This window comes from Klebsiella sp. M041, assembly GCF_059759695.1.
Genome location: NZ_JCAXWU010000001.1, coordinates 1 through 20,671 on the forward strand (window position 1 = coordinate 1; position 20,671 = coordinate 20,671).

Here is a 20,671-nt window from a genome sequence, read left to right on the forward strand (position 1 = left end):
GTGTTCGGGTTGTCATGCCAATGGCACTGCCCGGTAGCTAAATGCGGAAGAGATAAGTGCTGAAAGCATCTAAGCACGAAACTTGCCCCGAGATGAGTTCTCCCTGAGACTTTAAGTCTCCTGAAGGAACGTTGAAGACGACGACGTTGATAGGCCGGGTGTGTAAGCGCAGCGATGCGTTGAGCTAACCGGTACTAATGAACCGTGAGGCTTAACCTTACAACGCCGAAGATGTTTTGGCGGATTTGAGAGAAGATTTTCAGCTTAGATTCAGAGTTGAGTACGCAATAATTTGCGCAGCAGCAAGGCGACAAGCGAAGGAAAGGAAGGAGCATACTGAAGTATGTGACTGACTTTGCGAGTGCAGGCAACGCAGCTGATGCGATAAAATATTGCGTACTGAGCACAAAGAATTTGCCTGGCGGCACTAGCGCGGTGGTCCCACCTGACCCCATGCCGAACTCAGAAGTGAAACGCCGTAGCGCCGATGGTAGTGTGGGGTCTCCCCATGTGAGAGTAGGGAACTGCCAGGCATCAAATAAAGCAGAAAGCTCAGTCGAAAGACTGAGCTTTTTGTTTTTGCGTTTAAAAAGAACCCCGTCCCGAAAGGTGCGGGGTTTTTTGCTGTGTGGTGTATGCCTCCCCCGGTGGCGCTGCGCTTACCGGGGCTACTGATCCGTAGCCCGGACAAGGTGCGCAGCACCGCCTCCGGGGAAAATCCCGCCATACCCGCACCATTATCTTCATTCAAAGCAACATAAAACCCCGTCATGGCAAACCCTTCGCCATAATCCACTTTTTCCTTGCCTCTGCGCTGGCGTTGATCGCGAAAACCGCGCTTGCGAAAAAAAATGTGAATGCAATCACATATAAAGATATAACAATTATATAACATTTAGTTTACTAACTAATTTGTCTGCGTGACGTGGTACGCCCGACAAGACAGACTGCAGTCTTTGCTGGAGCAATATAACAATGACAGAGAGTAGCATTACCGAACGGGCCGCGCCGGAGCAGGCCGATACCCGTCGTCGTATTTGGGCAATTGTTGGCGCTTCCTCGGGAAATCTGGTTGAGTGGTTTGATTTTTACGTCTACTCATTCTGCTCGCTCTATTTTGCCCATATCTTCTTTCCATCCGGAAATACCACTACTCAACTTTTACAAACGGCAGGCGTATTCGCCGCCGGATTTCTGATGCGTCCTATCGGTGGGTGGCTGTTTGGTCGGATCGCCGACCGCCGCGGACGTAAGGCTTCCATGCTTATTTCGGTCTGTATGATGTGCTTTGGTTCACTGGTGATTGCCTGCCTGCCGGGCTACGCGGTCATCGGCACCTGGGCTCCGGCGCTGCTGCTGTTGGCCCGTCTGTTTCAGGGGCTGTCGGTCGGTGGAGAATATGGCACCAGCGCGACCTATATGAGTGAAGTGGCGATTGAAGGAAAGAAAGGCTTCTATGCCTCTTTCCAGTACGTCACGTTAATTGGCGGTCAACTGCTGGCGGTATTAGTGGTCGTGGCGCTCCAGCAGGTGCTGAGCGACGAAGATTTGCATGCCTGGGGATGGCGTATTCCTTTTGCTCTCGGGGCAGTACTGGCTATCGTCGCGCTGTGGCTGCGTCGCCAGCTGGACGAAACCTCGAAGCAGGAGACCCGGGCGCTGAAAGAGGCTGGCTCATTTAAAGGGTTGTGGCGTAATCGCCGGGCTTTCGTGATGGTGTTGGGCTTTACTGCCGCCGGATCGCTGACCTTCTATACCTTTACTACCTATATGCAAAAGTATCTGGTCAACACGGCGGGCATGACGGCCAGCACCGCCAGCGTGATCATGACCGCGGCGCTGTTCGTTTATATGCTGGTTCAACCGCTGTTCGGCGCCTTTTCGGATAAAGTTGGCCGCCGTACCTCCATGCTGTGCTTTGGCGTGCTGGCGACATTATTTACCGTGCCAATCCTGAGCGCCTTGCAAAAAGTGAGCTCACCCTATGCTGCCTTCGGCCTGGTGATCTGCGCCTTGCTGATTGTCAGTTTCTATACCTCGATCAGCGGCATCCTGAAGGCCGAGATGTTCCCGGCGCAGGTTCGCGCGCTTGGGGTAGGGCTGTCCTATGCCGTCGCGAATGCCCTGTTTGGCGGCTCGGCGGAATATGTCGCGCTGTCGCTGAAATCGGCGGGGATAGAGCACGCGTTCTACTGGTACGTGACGGTGATGGCGGCCATCGCCTTCCTGGTCTCCCTGATGCTGCATCGCAAAGGCAAAGGCCTGCGTCTTTAGCCGTTACTGGTGCGCCAGTTGCCAAACAGCGTAGCCGGTGGTCGCGCCGGCTACATCCCAGGCGAAATCCTTCCAGCTCCAGCCGCTGCCTGCCGGGCGGCTGTCCCAAAGCTCTTTTGAGGCGCCGAGGCTGACGGAAAACATCAGGCCGATAGCAGCGCTGCGGTCCCGGCTGTAACCCTGATGTTGCGCATATTCATTGCCGGCGGCAGACAGCATCGCCGAGGCCAGAAAATGCTGGGCTTTGTCCTGACCGGACCATGCATCATTTGCCATGTGGCTGCAGCCCGTTAACATCAGCGAAGCAATCACGATTATCGTACGCATAGCGCTTCCAGAAAAAAGCCCCGTCGAGGCGGGGCTGATTGTCAGAGAATACGGCTGATCAGCCGGTCAATGCGGATCCGCCGCAGTCGGCGGATCAGTTTACGCACTTTCACCGGATAGTCGGCAATACTTTGCAGATCCCGATAATGTTTCACCACCGTGGTGTGGGTGCGGATGAGCTTCAGCTCTTTCTCCCGCATGGCTCCCAGCTGCTGCTTTGGATCGTGGATCAGAATGGCATTTTCCAGATCGAGTCGCCAGGCGCGCGGGTTAAGGTTGTTGCCGGTGAGCAGCATCCACTCGTCGTCAACCCACATGCCCTTCAGGTGGTAGCTGTTATCGTCATCCTTCCACAGGCGGACGATCAGCTGATCGGTATTCACATAATACTGCAGCCGGCTGAGGAAACGCCGCAGGTTGATCTCATACAGATAAGGAAGCGCGCCGATGATTTTAAACGGCTGATCTTCCGGAATATAGAAATCGTTAGCGGTTTTATCGCCGACAATAATCTCCACCTGTTTACCGTCGCGCAGCAGCTGGATGATATTTCTTACCAGCACGGCAGGAAGGTTGAAGTAAGGGGTGCAGATCGTTAACTTGTGCTCGGCACAGGGCATCAGGTGAAAGATAGTTTTGTTCAGCAGGCTGGATTTCCCCAGGCCTACCAGCGGGGTGACGGAGAGTTCTTCGTCACCGGCGGTGCCGACAAAATGGTAGCTGCGGTCGCGCAGCTCCTGACGGTACTGGCGAATATCGTTTTTGATTTCCGGACTTTTTGGCCGATCCGGTCTGTCGAGACGATTCACGCCGCGTCCCTGAACCAGATTATTGTCGACCCAGTCGAACATGACGTCCGCCATTTTGCCGTTACGGATGCACTGATAGCGGTCATAGCGGTACTTATCATGCTGATGCAGATAAACATCGTTCAGGCTGGCGCCGCTGTAGAGGACGCAGTCATCGATAATAAAGCCTTTGAAATGGAGAACGCCGAGCGCCTCCCGGGTGTTAATCGGCACGCCGTAAACGGGGATCTCTACGCCCGGATTTTCATTGGCCATCCGACAATACCAGTCAGCATTGGTGTTGGAGGCGGCGGCGCCGATACGGCCACGTTGAGCGCGGTGCCAGTCAACGAGGACGCGAACATCCAGTTGCGGACGCTGACGTTTGGCGTCATAAAGGGCCTGCAAAATTCCTTTTCCGCCATCATCTTGCTCCAGGTAGAGCGCAATAATGCATATACGCTGAGTGGCGTTGGCAATCCGGGTCAGTAACGCTTCCCTGAAATCTGCAGGGGCGTAAAAGAACTCTACATCATCAACTGACTGAGAAAGCTTAGGGAGTTGGGCAAGGTGTTGTTGATGTTTATTACGCTTAAATTTTGACAACATCACAGTGCGTTTCTTCTCTGTTTATTGAAGGGTCTTCTGTACCATGCAGACGACGTAAGCGGGCAATAATACCATTACTACCCGCTAATGTGGTCAACAATTGCGGTCAGCGTCGCGCGATTATCCCTGATTCAGGGGCAGCGACAGACTGACAATCCCATCTTCCAGCTGAATATCAACGGTGAATCCCAGCTTTCTGGCGAGGCCGATCATGCCTCGGTTATTCGGCATCGTAATCCCATTCAGCCGTTGCAGGCCATGGCTTTGCGTATAGGCGATCAGCTTTTCCAGCAGCCTTCGCCCCAGGCCTAACCCTTTCAAATCTGAACGGACCAGCACAGCAAACTCGGCATCAATATTGTCAGGGTCGGAGATCGCCCGCGTCACGCCGAGGATCTCGCTCTGTTCCGCGGTGGTCCTGACGGCGACGAACGCCATTTCTCGATCGTAGTCGATCTGGGTCATATTGGCTAAGTCGTCATGGGTAAATTCGTTGATCTCACTAAAATAGCGATAATAGAGATCTTCTTTGGTGACCTGAGCGATAAACGCGAGCAACTGCGGTTCATCTTCCGGAAGGATCGGCCGGAACAGACAGCGATCGCCATTTTTCATCACCACCCACTCTTCCAGCTGGTGCGGATAGGGACGAATAGCGAGACGGCTTTCACTGTCGCCGCTAAAGGGAGCAAGCCCCAGGGTAACGTCCAGCGCCGTAAACTCGTTGCCGGAGGCGAGCAGGGGATGAATATCCAGCCGCTGGATCTCAGGGCAGTCGACGATCAGGTTCGAGACCTGAACCAGCAGCTGGCTTAAGCCTGCGATATCCAGCGGTCGCAATGCGCTGCGGCCGCGGATCTTCTTATTTTTGATCGCCTGGATCACCAGATAACGCGCCAGGTTCATATTCAGCGGCGGCAGTGCCACAGCGGCCTGGTCCTCGGCCCGCCACTCCACGCCGCCTTCGCCCAGCATAATCAACGGGCCGAAGAGGGGATCGTGCTCAACCACCACTCTCAGCTCCTGGGCGCCGGCGCGATTGGCCATACTCTGCACCAGCAGGCCATGAATGCGCGCCTGGGGCCAGGCCAGCCTGACGCGATCGATCATCGCATCCGCTGCCTGCTGTACTTCTGCCGCGGTACGCAGATACAACATGACCCCCTGTACTTCTGATTTGTGCGGAATATCCGGGGAACGCAGCTTCAACGCAACCGGATAGCCTATCTGCTCAGCGATATGCACCGCTTCCGCGCTGTCAGCGGCGATCCAGGTTGGCAGTGTGTGGATACCGTAGGCCCGGAGCACCGGGCTGACCTCGTGGGTATCCAGCGTGGTGGCGCCGTCATCTATCGCTTGCTGGAGCAGAGCATGCGCTTCGCTGGTATTGGCGGTTAACGAGTCCGGCAGCACTGGAGTCTCGCGCAGCTGTTTCTGGTTACGGCGGTACTCAACCATATGCATAAAGGCGGTGATGGTGCCCTCCGGCGTACGGTAGGTGGGAAGGCCGGCATCGCTGAACAGCCGTCGCGCCTCCTGGGAAGAGAATTCGCCGCACCAGTTGGTCAGCACGGTGACATATTTGCCACGCGGATGGTGCTTCAGGGCGTCTATCAGCGCCAGGGCGCTCTCGGTGCCCGGCGCGGCGGCGCTGGGCGAGTGGATCACCAGCAGCGCGTCGTAGTCCTGACTGTTAAGCAGAATGTTCACCGCCCGCTGATAGTGTTCGCTGCTGGCGTCATCGCGTAGATCCAGTGGGTTGGCGATCTCAACGCCGCCCGGCAGCGCCTGGCGCAGGGCGTCGCGCGTCTCCTCGCTGAGGGTCGCCAGCTTACCGTTACGCAACCAAAGCTCATCCAGCGCCAGCGCCGCCGGCGCCGCGCCGTTGCTGACGATCATCAGTTTTTCACCGCGCAGCGGGCGCATATGGCTCAGGGTTTCTACGGCGGAGAACAGCTCATGGGTATCCTGGACTCGCAGCAGACCAGCACGCTGGATGGCCGCGTCCCATGCCGGATCCATCCCTGAATTGACGTGCAATAGTTTCTGCGCCGCGGGACTACGGCCGCTTTTGATCACCAGGATTGGCTTGTTTCGCGAGGCGCTGCGCGCGGCGGAGACAAACCGGCGCGCGTCGCTGAGGTGCTCAAGGTAAAGCAAAATGGCGCTGGTTTTGCTGTCGCGGGCCAGAAAGTCCAACAGGTCATCGACATCTATATCCAGGCTATCGCCCAGCGCGATGAAGTAGGAAAACCCCATCTCGCGCTGTTGCGCCCAGTCAAGGATGGTGTTGGAGACGGCGGCCGACTGCGAGATAAAGGCCAGTTTACCGCGGTGGATCGCGACCGGCGAAAAGCTGGCGTTCAGGCCTTGCCACGGCGCCAGCAGTCCCAGGCTGTTTGGGCCGAGCAGGCGCATCTGGTAGCGCGCAGCGCATTCGAGCAGCGCCGGATACTGTTCCGGCTGCGAAGAGAGAATGATGCAGGTCTTGCAGCCTTTCTGCCCCAGGGCTTCGAGCAACTCGAGATTACGTCGCGCGTTGGTACAAAGCACCGCCAGATCCGGCGTAAACGGCAGCTTCTCGATGGTGGGCCACGCCAGCACCCCAAGCACCGCCTTCCAGGCGGGGGTCACCGGCAGTACCGGGCCATTGAAGCCGCCGGCTAGCAGGTTGCGCATCATGAGATAGCCAGCGCGCTGCGGCTTCATTGATGCGCCAATAACGGCGATGGATTTTGGTCGCAGCAGCGCTTCCAGGCCTCGTTGGCTCATACCGGTCTCCTTTCATCCCAGTGACCGAATGATTTTAAACGTTTTCCACCTGGCCCGCTGTGATACTGCCCTTATGCTGGGTTTTTCCCGCCAGGTAGCGGGTCCGAAAGCGGGTGAAGTGTTCGCCAAGCGCGGCGGCGGCCGGCGCATCGCCCGCCAGATCCAGCAGGGCGATAGCCACTTCCGCGGTACAATATTGTCCGTCGGCGTGCGCCTCGCGCAGATGGTAGGCTGAGATGCGCGACAGATCGACGGAGATGATCGGCAGCGCGTCCAGATAAGGGCTCTTACGGAACATTTTACGCGCTTCGGTCCAGGTGCCGTCGAGCATGATAAACAGCGGCGGTTTGCCGGACGGCGGCGCGCTCAGGACCTGGCGCTCCGGTGCGGCGTAGGAGGCGGGAAACACCACCATCGGCTGGTAATCGGGATGGGCGACCAGATCGAGCAGCCCCTGCGGCGGCTCGGTTCTCGACCATTGATAAGCCTCGGTATTCGGCAGAATATCGGCGATGAGCCGGCCGGTGTTGCTGGGCTTCATCGGCTCCGTATCAAACATCACCAGGCAGAAACGGCTGGTGGCCTGCGCCGGCGTTAACGTGGCGCACAGGCACTGCTTGAGCGGCAGCAGACAGCGCTGGCAGCGGCGGATGCGGTTGCCGCGAGCAAGGAAAGGGCGGGTGGCTCGCGCGAGACGTTCGGCGCGCAGGCGAAGGACAGCGTTATCAGTCATGGGAGTCGCTAGTGAAAAACGCTATTGTCGCAGAGGCGAAAACGGGGCACAAGCGGTGCCCCGGAAGGATTACTGCTGTCCGGCTTCGTTCAGCCAGCTATCAAATGGCGCTTTTGGCACCGCGCCATTGAGCATGTCGATCACTTCGCCATTTTTGAACATCATAATGGTCGGGATGCTGCGGATACGAAACCGTGCGCTAAGCTCACGTTCCGCTTCGGTGTTAACTTTCACAAAACGCATCTTCCCGCTACGCTCTTCCGCGACGTCTTCAAAGATCGGCGCGAAGCTGCGGCAGGGACCGCACCATGGCGCCCAGAAATCGACAACGACCGGCAGATCGTCCTTTAAGAGTTTATCCAGCGTTGCCCCGGTCGCGTTGATGACGTCGCCATCAAAAAGATCGTGACCGCAGCGTCCGCACTTTGCGCCATCCGCGCTACGATCGTCCGGGAGGCGGTTCAGAGCCTGACAACTGGCACAAACGGTATTCATAACTAACCTCTGGTGATGGGTTGCAACGTGGCACGTGGCCAATATGTTTCTGTGATGTTACATATTATCGATTAAGTGTTATTTAAGGACAATGCGTTTTGTTCGATGAGTGCAATAGAGGCCGTCTTTTAAACGAAATCATGGCGAAGCGATGACACATCGGGTAATCTGCGCGCTTCGCGCAGCGCAGGTGGAGAAAATTGATGAGCGACGAACTGAAAAATAAAAGCGGCAAGGTCAAAGTGATGTATGTCCGCAGTGATGATGATTCTGACAAACGCACCCATAACCCACGTACCGGGAAAGGGGGAGGTCGTCCAGGAAAATCTCGTGTTGACGGCCGCAGCCGCCCTGCGCGTGACGAACGAAACAGCCGCGGTGACGATCGTAAACGCGATGACCGCAAGCGTGATGAGCGCAAGCGCGATGATTTTAATCGTGACGATGCGTCCCCGTGGCGTACCGTTTCTCGCGCTCCTGGCGATGAGACGCCGGTAAAAGAGGATCACGGCGGGATCAGCGGGAAGAGCTTTATCGATCCGGAAGTACTGCGTCGCCAGCGTGCGGAAGAGACCCGCGTGTATGGTGAAAACGCCTGTCAGGCCCTGTTCCAGAGCCGCCCGGAAGCCATTGTCCGCGCCTGGTTTATCCAGAGCGTGACGCCGCGCTTTAAAGAGGCGCTGCGCTGGATGGCGGCTAACCGTAAAGCCTATCATGTGGTTGATGAAGCCGAGCTGGCGAAAGCCTCCGGGACCGATCACCACGGCGGCGTCTGCTTCCTGATCAAAAAACGCCACGGTACCTCTGTTGCCCAGTGGGTCGCGAAGGCCGCAGAAGAAGATTGCGTCCTGGCGCTGGAGGACGTGGGTAACCCGCACAACCTCGGGGCGATCATGCGCAGCTGCGCGCACTTCGGCGTGAAGGGTGTTGTGGTTCAGGATGCCGGCGTGCTGGAGTCCGGCGCGGCGATCCGTACGGCGGAAGGCGGTGCGGAACATGTTGAACCGATCACCGGCGACAGCTTCATCGATACTCTGGATCAGTTCCGTCAGGCGGGCTATGCGATTGTCTCGACCTCCAGCCATAATGGTACCCCGCTGTTTAAAGCCGAGCTGCCGAAGAAAATGGTGCTGGTGTTAGGCCAGGAGCGCGATGGCCTGTCGGATGCAGCCATCTCCAGCGCGGACCTCAGCGTCGCCATCGATGGTACCGGCAATGTCGAAAGCCTGAACGTCTCTGTGGCGACCGGCGTCCTGCTGGCGGAATGGTGGCGTCAGAACAAGGCGTAATACCTGTCCCTGAATACAAAAGCCAGCTGATGCTGGCTTTTTTTATGGCTGTCGATCACTCGCTTTCGGCGGGAAGGACCGGCATCCAGTCAATCGGCGCTTCGCCGCGATCGGCCAGCCACTGATTGGTTTGCACAAAATGGTTGCTGCCAAAGAAGCCGCGATGCGCGGAGAGCGGTGAAGGGTGCGGCGCCTTCAGTACGCAGTGGCGCTGGCGATCGATAATCGCGCCTTTCTTCTGCGCATGGGAGCCCCACAGCAGAAAGACCACCCCCTCGCAGTGCTCATTGATTAACGCGATTACCTTATCGGTAAACGTCTCCCAGCCGAGGCTGGCGTGCGAGTGCGCCTGCCCGGCGCGGACGGTCAGGACCGTATTAAGCAGGAGCACCCCCTGGCGCGCCCAGCTTTCCAGGTAACCATGGGTAGGGCGGGTAAAGCCAGGGATAGTGGCCTCCAGCTCTTTGTACATATTCAGCAGCGAGGGCGGGATTGCGACGCCCGGGCGAACCGAGAACGCCAGACCGTGGGCTTGCCCCGGGCCGTGATAGGGGTCCTGACCGAGAATGACGACTTTGACATCGCCCAGTTCGGTAAAGCGAAACGCATTAAAGACATCTTTTTGCGGTGGATAGATGGTGATCCCGGACTGGCGCTCTTCGGCGACGGTCTTCAGAGTATTGAGAAAATAGGGTTGTTGCTTTTCATCCGCCAGCACGTCATGCCAGGTTAAAGGGGTGGTCATCTTGCTCTCCTGCAAAGGGTCATCGCTATAGCTTAACGGCTTCTTTCTACAGAACAAAATCGGCACGGCTTGACGCGGGCCTTTATGCAAAAAAAATTGAAAATTTACAAAATTATTTATAGCGGCTTATGGCGTAACTTGATGTAAAACAATAAAATCCTTGCATACCCACTTAGAGTGAGTGGTTTTTGTTGATTTATATCAAAGAATGCCGAGGGTGCGGCTGATATATATACACTCATACAACAATGGTTTTACCAATTGGCCGCGAAGAGGCCAAAATCGAATAAACACTGCCTGGGAGGCATCAAATGATTACTGGTATCCAAATTACTAAAGCGGCAAACGACGACCTGCTGAACTCTTTCTGGCTGCTGGATAGCGAAAAAGGCGAAGCGCGTTGCCTGTGCGCCAAAGGTGGTTTTGCGGAAGATGACGTGGTGGAAGTCAGCAAACTGGGTGAAATCGAATACCGTGAAATCCCGGTAGACGTGAAACCAGAAGTTCGCGTGGAAGGCGGTCAGCACCTGAACGTTAACGTGCTGCGTCGCGAAACCCTGCTGGACGCGGTTGAGCATCCGGAAAAATACCCGCAGCTGACCATTCGTGTTTCCGGCTACGCGGTACGCTTCAACTCCCTGACCCCGGAACAGCAGCGCGACGTTATCGCTCGTACCTTTACCGAAAGCCTGTAAGGCTAACGCCAGATGTGAAAACGCCGGGATATCCCGGCGTTTTTTTTACTCTTCGCTCGACGCTGATGGCGTCCCGGTCGCGCTTGGCTTCCGGCGCTTACCGATATTTTTCGTATCGCGGTGGCGCTTCTTCACCCGCGGCTTCTCTTTTTCTTTCTCTTTTTTCTCGGCGCGTTTCGCCAGCACTTTCTTCGATGGCTTACCGGTCAACTTCTCGCTTGGCGCGCGGGTTTTTGGTCGCAATTCATCAATCACGCGAGCTTTCAGCGGTTCTTCAACGTAGCGGCCGATCTTGCCCAGCAGCAGGTGATCGTGCGCTTCAACCAGCGAAATCGCGGTGCCTTTCTTACCTGCACGGCCGGTACGACCGATACGGTGCAGATAGATGTCGGCGGTGCGCGGCATATCGAAGTTAAAGACGTGGCTGACGTCCGGAATATCGATACCGCGGGCGGCGACGTCGGTGGCGATCAGCACGTTTACGCGGCCGTCGGTCAGACGCTTAATGGCTTCGTTACGCTTGGCCTGCACCATCTCGCCCTCCAGCCAGCAGGTGTTAATCCCCGCTTCACGCAGCCAGTTGGCCAGCTCATGCACGCGCTCGCGCTTGCGCACAAAGACGATAGCGCGGGTAGCTTCCGGCTGTTGCAGCAGATTCACCAGCAGCCTGGTCTTATGTTCGATATCGTCCGCGCGATAGTACCATTGATGGATTTTCTTACGCTCGCGAGTCGACGGGGTAGCGGAAACTTCAACCGGCTCTTCCAGCAGGCGCTCAGCGAAGTCTTTGATCGCATCGCCTTCCAGCGTCGCGGAGAACAGCATGGTCTGCTTGCGCCAGCGGGTTTCACCGGCGATGGTTTCGATATCCTGCGCAAAGCCCATGTCCAGCATGCGGTCGGCTTCATCGAGGATCAGGGTCTCGACGGCGCGGCAGTCGAAGTTCTCTTCTTTTATATACTGCAGCAGGCGACCAGTGGTGGCGACCACGATGTCCTGGTTTTCGCTGAACACTTCCGCGTGGTTCATGTAGGCTACGCCGCCGGTAATGGTGGCGATATCCAGATGGGTATGCTTCGCCAGCTCGCGGGCGTGGTCAGCCACCTGCATCGCCAGCTCACGGGTCGGCGTCAGGATAAGAATACGCGGCGGGCCGGATTTCTTACGCGGGAAATCGAGCAGGTGCTGCAACGCTGGCAGCAGATACGCCGCCGTTTTACCGGTGCCGGTCGGCGCTGAACCGAGAATGTCACGGCCATCGAGCGCAGGCGGAATAGCGGCGGCCTGAATGGCTGTCGGGCGAGTGAAACCTTTATCCTGGAGGGCTTCCAGCAGGTTTTCATCGAGTTCAAGTTCGGAAAAAGTCGTTACAGTCATGTTCTACCTCTGAGTGGGCCGCCGATTATAGACGTTACTGACGTAATGTTCATCTGTTTGTAAGGCTATCTGTTCTCCGGTATTGTGCATAGCCTTACGTTCAGGAGTTTTTTGTCGGCAAGGTTATTGAGGATGTCTCAGTCGAAGTTTGCGCTGCCGCGCAATGGTTTTACCTTCAAACAGTTTTTTGTCGCCCACGATCGTTGCGCGATGAAGGTGGGTACCGACGGCATTTTGCTCGGCGCCTGGGCGCCGATTGCCGGGGTGAAACATGTGCTGGATATTGGCGCCGGCAGCGGCCTGCTGGCGCTAATGCTCGCGCAGCGTACCGGCGATGATGTGCGTGTCGATGCGGTCGAACTGGATGAGGAGGCCGCCGCCCAGGCGCAGGAAAATGCCCTTGCGTCGCCATGGGCTTCGCGGGTTGAGGTCTCTCAGGCCGATATCCATCAGTGGCAGCCGCCGCAGACCCGACGCTATCAACTGATAATCAGTAACCCGCCCTTTTTTGCGGAAGGGGTGCCTTGCGCCACCTCGCAGCGGGAGCAGGCGCGGTATACCACGACGCTCGATCACGCTTCTCTGCTGACCTGTGCCGCTGAGCATATCACCGAAGAAGGCTTTTTTTGCGTGGTGCTGCCGGTCGATATCGGTAATGCGTTTATCGAACGGGCAACCGCGATGGGCTGGCACCTGCGACTGCGCACTGACGTGGCGGAGACCGAGATGCGGCCGCCGCATCGGGTGCTGCTGGCTTTCTCCCCGACGGCGGGGGAGTGTTTCAGCGACAGGCTGGCGATCCGCGGGCCAGAGCAGCAGTATTCAGAAGGCTTTACCGCTCTGACCGAGGATTTTTATCTCTTTATGTGAGCCAGGGGCGACAATATCGACGGACCGCTGTTCGGCAGCGGCTGCGGATAGTCGAGGGTGTAATGCAGTCCCCGGCTCTCTTTGCGCAACATCGCGCAGCGTACGATAAGTTCCGCCACCTGCACCAGATTGCGCAGCTCCAGCAGATTATTCGAGACGCGGAAGCGGGCGTAATACTCATCCAGCTCCTGCTGCAGCATGGTAATGCGCCGCAGGGCGCGCTCCAGCCTGCGGGTGGTGCGCACAATCCCCACGTAGTCCCACATCAGCAGGCGCAGCTCGTGCCAGTTATGCTGGATAACCACCAGTTCATCCGGGATCTCCACCTGACTTTCATCCCACGCCGGCAGGGTGCTGACCTTCTGGGCCAGCGGCAGGCGACGGGCAATATCTTCTGCGGCGGACCAGCCGTAAACCAGACACTCCAGCAGCGAGTTCGAGGCCATACGGTTCGCGCCGTGCAGCCCGGTATAGCTGACTTCGCCGATGGCGTATAACCCATCGACGTCGGTGCGGCCATTATCATCCACCATCACGCCGCCGCAGGTGTAATGCGCGGCAGGGACGACCGGCACCGGATCTTTGGTTAAATCAATTCCCAGACCGAGCAGCTTTTCGTAAATCATCGGGAAGTGCTGGCGAACAAACGCCTCGGGTTTATGACTGATATCAAGGAACATACAGTCAACGCCAAGGCGCTTCATCTCATGATCGATGGCGCGGGCGACGATATCGCGTGGGGCCAACTCGCCGCGTTCGTCAAAGTCCGGCATAAAGCGGGTGCCGTCCGGGCGTTTAAGGTGGGCGCCTTCGCCGCGCAGCGCTTCGGTCAGCAGGAAATTGCGCGCCTGCGGATGATACAGCGCGGTGGGGTGAAACTGGTTGAATTCCAGATTCGCCACCCGGCAGCCCGCCCGCCAGGCCATCGCGATACCGTCTCCGGAAGAGACGTCGGGGTTAGTGGTGTATTGATAAACCTTGGCGGCTCCGCCGGTGGCGAGCACCACCGCCTTCGCGCTGCAGGTTTCCACGCGCTCTTTATTGCGGTTCCAGATCCATGCCCCGACCACCCGGCGCGTGCCCGGCAGGCCAATCTTATCCGATACGATCAAGTCGACGGCATTGCTGCGCTCAAGGATGCGGATATTGGGATGGGCGAGGGCTTTATCGACCAGCGTCGTCTCCACCGCTTTGCCGGTAGCGTCGGCGGCGTGAAGAATGCGCCGATGGCTGTGGCCTCCTTCGCGCGTGAGATGATAGCTCTCTTCGCCATTGGCCTGGACCTGGGTGTCAAACAATACGCCCTGATCGATAAGCCACTGGACGCATGGCCTGGCGTTGCTGGCGACGAAGGTGACCGCATGGCGATCGCATAACCCTGCGCCGGCGATCAGGGTATCTTCGACATGGGATTCAATACTGTCGGTCTCGTCGAAGACGGCGGCAATCCCGCCCTGCGCATAGAACGTCGAACCTTCGCTGATCGGCCCTTTGCTCAACACCGTCACCGAACTGTGCTCTGCCAGGCGCAGCGCAAGAGAGAGGCCGGCAGCGCCGCTGCCGATAATCAACACATCACAAGAGAAGTCAGGAGTGGTATTCATCGTCTTTGTTTAATTTACTAAACACATTTAGCTCACAATAGCACCAGCTCGTGAGGAATCGTACAATTTTTTTTAACTGGCGTTGTGACGGCTAAACAGCAGGCGAGCGGAAACGGTCTGGAGCACGGCGAAAATGAGACGCGTGGCAGGTTGATAGCATTGGATTTTATAGTGAAATAAACGCCGTGTTACGATACCCTTCAGACGGGCCTGCGCTTTTTCTTATTGACTAACCTATCGTTTAGCAACCTGGGCATATAATGATTGATAACGATCTGCCGCCGTTGCCAGACAAAAAACAAAAGCGTAACGGAACTTTATTGTTTTCATACACTCCAAGAGTCAGCTTGCTCATAATGCAGATTTTGGGTGGTGTTTTGAAGACGCATGGGAATTGGGTTTGGGGAGACATTACCTCGGATGAGCGAGCAGTTAACGGATCAGGTCCTTGTTGAACGGGTCCAGAAAGGAGATCAGAAAGCGTTTAATTTGCTGGTAGTGCGCTATCAGCATAAGGTCGCGAGCCTGGTTTCCCGCTATGTACCGCCGGGCGATATCGCTGACGTCGTTCAGGAATCGTTCGTTAAGGCATGGCGTGCGCTGGACTCTTTCCGGGGAGATAGCGCTTTTTACACCTGGTTATACCGTATCGCCGTCAATACGGCGAAGAATTATCTGGTTGCTCAGGGACGCCGTCCGCCGTCCAGCGATGTTGACGCTAACGAGGCGGAAAACTTCGAAAGCGGCGGGGCGTTGAAAGAAATTTCGAACCCTGAGAACTTAATGTTGTCAGAAGAACTGAGACAAATAGTTTTTCGTACCATTGAATCGCTTCCGGAAGATTTACGCATGGCAATTACGTTACGGGAGCTGGATGGCCTAAGCTATGAAGAGATAGCCGCTATCATGGATTGTCCGGTTGGGACGGTGCGTTCGCGTATCTTCCGGGCGCGAGAAGCTATTGATAATAAAGTTCAACCGCTTATCAGGCGTTGACGATAGCGGAATACTGGAAAAGGGTATCAGGCATGCAGAAAGAAAAACTTTCGGCTTTAATGGATGGTGAAACGCTGGATAACGAACTGCTCAACGAGCTGAGTCGTTCTTCTGAGATGCAAAAAACCTGGGAGAGTTATCACCTTATCCGCGATACGCTGCGTGGCGATACCGCAGAGGTGCTGCAATTTGATATCTCCGCCCGGGTGATGGCCGCCATTGAAAATGAGCCCGTTCGTCAGACGGCGCCGCTTATTCCTGAATCTCAGCCCGCACCGCACCAGTGGCGGCAGATGCCGTTCTGGAACAAAGTGCGTCCGTGGGCCAGCTCACTGACCCAGATGGGCGTTGCCGCCTGCGTATCGCTTGCGGTTATCGTCGGCGTCCAGCACTATAATGGGCAGTCTGATGTCGCTCAGCAGCCAGAGGCGCCGGTGTTCAATACGCTGCCGATGATGGGTAAAGCGAGCCCGGTAAGCCTTGGCGTACCGGCTGACGTATCAGCAGGTAGCGGCCAGCAGGCTCAGGTCCAGGAACAGCGTCGGCGGATTAACGCCATGCTGCAGGACTACGAACTGCAGCGCCGCCTGCACGCTGAGCAGCTTCAGTTTGGCCAGGCCCAGACTCAGCAGGCCGCAGTCCAGGTGCCGGGTTATCAAACTTTAGGAACGCAATCGCAGTAATGAAGCAACTTTGGTGTGCCATGTCGCTCATGGCAGGCAGTCTGTTGTTCTCTGTCAACGCCTCGGCTGATACATCGTCCGGGGCGTTGTTGCAGCAGATGAACCTGGCCAGCCAGTCCCTCAATTATGAGCTGTCTTTCGTCAGCATCAGCAAACAAGGCGTTGAGTCGCTGCGCTATCGTCACGCGCGACTGAACAATCAACCGCTGGCGCAGCTTCTGCAGCTGGACGGTCCGCGCCGGGAAGTGGTCCTGCGCGGTACGGAAATCAGCTATTTTGAACCCGGCCTCGATCCGTTCACCCTGAACGGCGACTATATCGTCGATTCACTGCCGTCGTTGGTTTACAGCGATTTCAAACGTCTCAGCGCAGCCTATGATTTTATCTCCGTGGGCCGTACCCGTATCGCCGACCGCCTCTGCGACGTGATCCGCGTCGTGGCTCGCGACGGCACGCGCTATAGCTTTATCGCCTGGCTGGACGCTGAGACCAAGCTGCCGCTGCGCGTCGATTTGCTCGACCGCGACGGTGAAACGCTGGAGCAGTTCCGGGTCGTCTCTTTCAACGTTGGCGATAACGTCAGCGCCAGCATGGAGACGCTGGCGAAAGCGAATTTGCCGCCGCAGCTGTCGGTGCCTGAAGGGGGCGACAAAGCCAACTTCAACTGGGCGCCAACGTGGCTCCCGCAGGGCATGACTGAGGTCTCCAGCAGCCAGCGTCGTCTGCCCACCTTTGATGGTCCGGTAGAATCACGTCTCTATTCCGACGGCTTGTTCAGCTTCTCGATCAATATCAACCGCGCCACCGCGGCCAGCAGCGACCAGCTGTTGCGCACCGGCCGACGCACCGTCAGCACGACGGTACGCGATAACGCGGAGATCACCGTGGTGGGCGAACTGCCGCCGCAGACGGCGAAGCGTATCTCAGACAGCATTAAATTCAAGGCAGTACAATGATCAAAGAGTGGGCCACCGTGGTTTCCTGGCATAACGGCGTGGCGCAGGTGCACTGCGACGTTAAAGCCTCCTGCAGCAGTTGCGCCTCCCGCGCCGGCTGCGGCAGCCGGGTATTAAACAAGCTGGGGCCGCAGACCAGCCATACCATCAGCGTGCCCTGCGAGCAGCCGTTGACGGCGGGGCAAAAAGTGGAGCTGGGGATCGCCGAGAGCAGTCTGCTGGGTTCGGCGCTGTTGGTCTACATGGCGCCGCTGGTGGGTCTGTTTGTGATGGCGTCGATTTTCCAGGTGCTGTTTGCCAGCGATATCGCTTCGCTGTGCGGCGCGCTGCTGGGCGGCGTCGGCGGGTTTCTGGTGGCGCGCGGTCTGTCGCCGCAGCTGGCAGCGCGCCAGTCGTGGCAGCCGGTGATTCTGAGCGTCGCGTTGCCGCCGGATCTGGTGCGTATCGAAACGCCTTCCTCCGACATGGGTCAGTGATTTCACTGGCCCTTATCTTTATTTACCCTTCCTGTTACAACGCCACAATTTCTGCGGTTATGCTGGATCTAACAGCATTTCCTGGTTTCAAGGATGTAGTGTAGAATGCGGCGTTTTCGGATTAAAAAACGTCAGGCACAGTACAGCGGCCTCATGATACTCGTAAGGCATAATTAACTCTAAATATGAAGAATATACGTAACTTTTCGATCATCGCTCACATCGACCACGGTAAGTCGACGCTGTCTGACCGTATCATCCAGATTTGCGGTGGCCTTTCTGATCGTGAAATGGAAGCCCAGGTTCTGGACTCCATGGATCTTGAGCGCGAACGCGGGATCACCATCAAGGCGCAGAGCGTCACCCTGGACTATAAGGCCAACGACGGTGAGACCTATCAACTGAACTTTATCGACACCCCGGGCCACGTGGACTTCTCTTATGAAGTTTCCCGTTCCCTCGCCGCGTGCGAAGGCGCGCTGCTGGTGGTTGACGCCGGGCAGGGCGTAGAAGCCCAGACCCTGGCCAACTGCTACACCGCGATGGAGATGGACCTGGAGGTCGTTCCGGTACTCAACAAGATCGACCTGCCTGCGGCCGACCCTGAGCGCGTAGCGGACGAGATTGAAGATATCGTCGGGATCGACGCCCACGACGCGGTGCGCTGCTCGGCGAAAACCGGCGTCGGCGTGACCGAGGTGCTGGAGCGTCTGGTGCGCGATATTCCGCCGCCGGAAGGCGATCCGGACGCGCCGCTGCAGGCGCTGATTATCGACTCCTGGTTCGATAACTACCTCGGCGTAGTGTCGCTGGTACGAATTAAAAACGGCACCATGCGCAAGGGCGACAAGATCAAGGTCATGAGTACCGGCCAGGTCTATAACGCCGACCGTCTGGGCATCTTCACCCCGAAACAGGTTGACCGTACCGAGCTGAAATGCGGCGAGGTAGGCTGGCTGGTCTGCGCGATCAAAGACATCCTTGGCGCGCCGGTGGGCGATACCCTGACCGCCGCCCGCAACCCGGCAGACAAAGCGCTGCCTGGCTTTAAGAAGGTGAAACCGCAGGTGTATGCCGGCCTGTTCCCGGTGAGCTCCGATGATTATGAAGCTTTCCGCGACGCGCTGGGCAAACTGAGCCTCAACGACGCCTCTCTGTTCTACGAGCCGGAAAGTTCTACCGCGCTGGGCTTCGGCTTCCGCTGCGGCTTCCTCGGCCTGCTGCACATGGAGATCATTCAGGAGCGTCTGGAGCGTGAATACGATCTTGACCTGATCACCACCGCGCCGACGGTAGTTTACGAAGTGGAGACCACCTCCAAAGAAGTTATTTACGTCGACAGCCCGTCCAAGCTGCCGCCGCTGAATAATATTCAGGAGCTGCGTGAGCCGATCGCCGAGTGTCACATGCTGCTGCCGCAGGAGTTCCTCGGCAACGTGATCACCCTGTGCGTGGAGAAGCGTGGCGTGCAGACCAACATGGTTTACCACGGTAAACAGGTGGCGCTGACCTACGAAATCCCGATGGCGGAAGTGGTGCTCGACTTCTTCGACCGTCTGAAGTCTACCTCCCGCGGCTATGCGTCGCTGGACTACAACTTCAAACGCTTCCAGGCGTCGAACATGGTACGCGTCGATGTGCTGATCAACGGCGAGCGCGTCGATGCGCTGGCGCTGATCACCCACAACGATAACGCGCCGTATCGCGGCCGCGAGCTGGTGGAAAAGATGAAAGATCTTATTCCGCGTCAGCAGTTCGACATCGCGATTCAGGCGGCCATCGGCAACCACATCATCGCGCGCTCTACCGTGAAACAGCTGCGTAAAAACGTGCTGGCGAAATGCTACGGCGGTGACGTCAGCCGTAAGAAAAAGCTGCTGCAGAAGCAGAAAGAAGGTAAGAAGCGTATGAAGCAGGTCGGTAACGTTGAACTGCCGCAGGAAGCGTTCCTCGCCATTCTGCACGTTGGTAAAGACGGCAAATAACCCTAAGGAGTTGGCATGGCGAACATGTTTGCCCTGATCCTGGTGATTGCAACCCTGGTGACGGGCGTTTTATGGTGCCTGGACAAGTTCATTTTTGCACCGAAACGTCGTGAGCGTCAGGCCGCTGCTCAGGCAGCGACCGGCGAGCAGCTGGACAAAAAGACGTTGAAGAAAGTCGGCCCGAAACCGGGCTGGCTGGAAACCGGCGCATCGGTTTTCCCGGTGCTGGCGATCGTTCTGGTGGTACGTTCATTCATTTATGAGCCGTTCCAGATCCCGTCAGGTTCGATGATGCCGACTCTGCTGATTGGCGATTTCATCCTGGTGGAGAAATTTGCCTACGGCATTAAAGATCCTATCTACCAGAAAACGCTGATCGAGACGGGTCATCCGAAGCGCGGCGACATCGTGGTGTTTAAATATCCGGAAGACCCGCGCCTGGACTACATCAAGCGCGCGGTGGGGCTCCCGGGGGATAAAGTCACCTACGATCCGATTGCCAAGCAGGTCACTATTCAGCCGGGCTGCAGCTCCGGACAGGCCTGCGGCAACGCGCTGCCGGTGACTTACTCCAACGTGGAGCCGAGCGATTTCGTTCAGACCTTCTCCCGCAGCAACGGCGGCGAAGCGAGCAGCGGTTTCTGGCAGCTGCCGAAGGGTGAAACCAAAGCCGACGGCATTCGCCTCACCGAGCGTCAGGAGACGCTGGGCGACGTCACGCATCGTATTCTGATGGTGCCGATTGCTCAGGATCAGGCTGGCATGTATTACCATCAGAGCGGTCTGCCGCTGGCCACCTGGATTGTGCCGCCGGGTCAGTACTTCATGATGGGCGACAACCGGGATAACAGCGCCGACAGCCGTTACTGGGGCTTTGTGCCGGAAGCAAACCTGGTCGGGAAGGCCACCGCTATCTGGATGAGTTTTGAAAAGCAGGAAGGTGAATGGCCGACCGGCGTGCGGTTATCGCGCATTGGTGGAATTCATTAATTTCATC

The 20,671-nt window shown here is 57.2% G+C and carries 19 protein-coding genes and 2 rRNA genes; 13 read left to right on the forward strand and 8 right to left on the reverse strand.

Features of this window, described 5'->3' with window-relative positions; all coding sequences use genetic code 11:
- The 3 genes from AC6CWS_RS00005 to AC6CWS_RS00015 all read left to right on the forward strand — a co-directional run.
- A 23S ribosomal RNA gene (locus AC6CWS_RS00005) occupies positions 1-219 on the forward strand; the annotation flags it as partial.
- 198 nt (positions 220-417) lie between these two features.
- A 5S ribosomal RNA gene (gene rrf / locus AC6CWS_RS00010) occupies positions 418-533 on the forward strand.
- Between the two features lie 442 nt (positions 534-975).
- Entirely contained in the window at positions 976-2,274 is a 1,299-nt protein-coding gene (locus AC6CWS_RS00015; RefSeq protein ID WP_023290679.1) for an MFS transporter, read from the forward strand.
- Positions 2,275-2,277: 3 nt separating this feature from the next.
- On the opposite strand, the gene AC6CWS_RS00020 is transcribed toward AC6CWS_RS00015, so the two are convergent.
- From AC6CWS_RS00020 to trxC, 5 genes are all read right to left on the reverse strand, one after another.
- The gene (locus tag AC6CWS_RS00020; protein ID WP_004201811.1) at positions 2,278-2,601 is read right to left on the reverse strand and encodes a YfiM family lipoprotein; all 324 of its coding nucleotides are present in this window, start codon (positions 2,599-2,601) and stop codon (positions 2,278-2,280) included.
- 41 nt (positions 2,602-2,642) lie between these two features.
- Positions 2,643-3,998 (reverse strand): CDP-diacylglycerol--serine O-phosphatidyltransferase, encoded by a 1,356-nt coding sequence (pssA, locus tag AC6CWS_RS00025; RefSeq protein ID WP_023290677.1) that lies wholly within the window; start codon positions 3,996-3,998, stop codon positions 2,643-2,645.
- Between the two features lie 120 nt (positions 3,999-4,118).
- Positions 4,119-6,770 carry a bifunctional acetate--CoA ligase family protein/GNAT family N-acetyltransferase gene (locus tag AC6CWS_RS00030; protein ID WP_049013875.1) on the reverse strand — a complete coding sequence of 884 codons (2,652 nt, stop codon included), beginning with the start codon at positions 6,768-6,770 and terminating at the stop codon, positions 4,119-4,121.
- Between the two features lie 34 nt (positions 6,771-6,804).
- Positions 6,805-7,503, reverse strand: coding sequence for a tRNA-uridine aminocarboxypropyltransferase (tapT, locus tag AC6CWS_RS00035; protein ID WP_032453740.1), 699 nt, complete (start codon positions 7,501-7,503; stop codon positions 6,805-6,807).
- Positions 7,504-7,572: 69 nt separating this feature from the next.
- Complete coding sequence (trxC, locus tag AC6CWS_RS00040) at positions 7,573-7,998, reverse strand: thioredoxin TrxC (RefSeq protein WP_002914091.1); 426 nt, start codon at positions 7,996-7,998, stop codon at positions 7,573-7,575.
- 203 nt (positions 7,999-8,201) lie between these two features.
- On the opposite strand from trxC, the gene AC6CWS_RS00045 reads away from it, so the two are divergent.
- Positions 8,202-9,287 carry a tRNA/rRNA methyltransferase gene (locus AC6CWS_RS00045; RefSeq protein WP_023290674.1) on the forward strand — a complete coding sequence of 362 codons (1,086 nt, stop codon included), beginning with the start codon at positions 8,202-8,204 and terminating at the stop codon, positions 9,285-9,287.
- Positions 9,288-9,342: 55 nt separating this feature from the next.
- Here the strand turns inward: AC6CWS_RS00045 and ung are convergent, their stop codons facing one another.
- A complete protein-coding gene (ung, locus tag AC6CWS_RS00050) occupies positions 9,343-10,032 on the reverse strand; it encodes a uracil-DNA glycosylase (protein ID WP_023290673.1) in 690 nt (229 codons plus the stop codon).
- Positions 10,033-10,343: 311 nt separating this feature from the next.
- Between ung and grcA the strand changes: the two genes are divergently transcribed.
- Entirely contained in the window at positions 10,344-10,727 is a 384-nt protein-coding gene (gene grcA, locus AC6CWS_RS00055; RefSeq protein WP_080901514.1) for an autonomous glycyl radical cofactor GrcA, read from the forward strand.
- A gap of 45 nt (positions 10,728-10,772) precedes the next feature.
- On the opposite strand, the gene srmB is transcribed toward grcA, so the two are convergent.
- Positions 10,773-12,104, reverse strand: a complete 1,332-nt coding sequence (gene srmB / locus AC6CWS_RS00060; protein WP_032453738.1) for an ATP-dependent RNA helicase SrmB — start codon at positions 12,102-12,104, stop codon at positions 10,773-10,775.
- 132 nt (positions 12,105-12,236) lie between these two features.
- Here srmB and trmN point away from each other — a divergent pair, with 132 nt between their 5' ends.
- Entirely contained in the window at positions 12,237-12,974 is a 738-nt protein-coding gene (trmN, locus tag AC6CWS_RS00065) for a tRNA(1)(Val) (adenine(37)-N(6))-methyltransferase TrmN (RefSeq protein ID WP_080901515.1), read from the forward strand.
- On the opposite strand, the gene nadB is transcribed toward trmN, so the two are convergent.
- Positions 12,959-14,578 carry an L-aspartate oxidase gene (gene nadB, locus AC6CWS_RS00070; protein ID WP_023290670.1) on the reverse strand — a complete coding sequence of 540 codons (1,620 nt, stop codon included), beginning with the start codon at positions 14,576-14,578 and terminating at the stop codon, positions 12,959-12,961. The genes trmN and nadB overlap by 16 nt on opposite strands.
- A 328-nt stretch (positions 14,579-14,906) precedes the next feature.
- On the opposite strand from nadB, the gene rseD reads away from it, so the two are divergent.
- The 7 genes from rseD to lepB all read left to right on the forward strand — a co-directional run bounded on the left by rseD (position 14,907) and on the right by lepB (position 20,664).
- Positions 14,907-15,002 carry a rpoE leader peptide RseD gene (gene rseD, locus AC6CWS_RS00075; protein ID WP_223822583.1) on the forward strand — a complete coding sequence of 32 codons (96 nt, stop codon included), beginning with the start codon at positions 14,907-14,909 and terminating at the stop codon, positions 15,000-15,002.
- On the forward strand, positions 14,999-15,574 hold the full coding sequence (gene rpoE / locus AC6CWS_RS00080) for an RNA polymerase sigma factor RpoE (RefSeq protein WP_002914074.1): 576 nt from the start codon (positions 14,999-15,001) through the stop codon (positions 15,572-15,574). Before rseD ends, rpoE begins: the two co-directional genes overlap by 4 nt.
- Before the next feature lie 32 nt (positions 15,575-15,606).
- Positions 15,607-16,257, forward strand: a complete 651-nt coding sequence (gene rseA / locus AC6CWS_RS00085) for an anti-sigma-E factor RseA (RefSeq protein WP_023290669.1) — start codon at positions 15,607-15,609, stop codon at positions 16,255-16,257.
- The gene (gene rseB, locus AC6CWS_RS00090) at positions 16,257-17,213 is read left to right on the forward strand and encodes a sigma-E factor regulatory protein RseB (protein ID WP_004201821.1); all 957 of its coding nucleotides are present in this window, start codon (positions 16,257-16,259) and stop codon (positions 17,211-17,213) included. Before rseA ends, rseB begins: the two co-directional genes overlap by 1 nt.
- The gene (rseC, locus tag AC6CWS_RS00095) at positions 17,210-17,689 is read left to right on the forward strand and encodes a SoxR-reducing system protein RseC (protein ID WP_004201822.1); all 480 of its coding nucleotides are present in this window, start codon (positions 17,210-17,212) and stop codon (positions 17,687-17,689) included. The genes rseB and rseC overlap by 4 nt, the downstream gene beginning before the upstream one ends.
- A gap of 185 nt (positions 17,690-17,874) precedes the next feature.
- The gene (gene lepA, locus AC6CWS_RS00100; protein WP_023290668.1) at positions 17,875-19,674 is read left to right on the forward strand and encodes a translation elongation factor 4; all 1,800 of its coding nucleotides are present in this window, start codon (positions 17,875-17,877) and stop codon (positions 19,672-19,674) included.
- A gap of 15 nt (positions 19,675-19,689) precedes the next feature.
- Positions 19,690-20,664: a signal peptidase I gene (gene lepB / locus AC6CWS_RS00105; protein WP_004201827.1), complete on the forward strand. Its 975-nt coding sequence runs from the start codon at positions 19,690-19,692 to the stop codon at positions 20,662-20,664.
- Positions 20,665-20,671 lie beyond the last annotated feature (7 nt).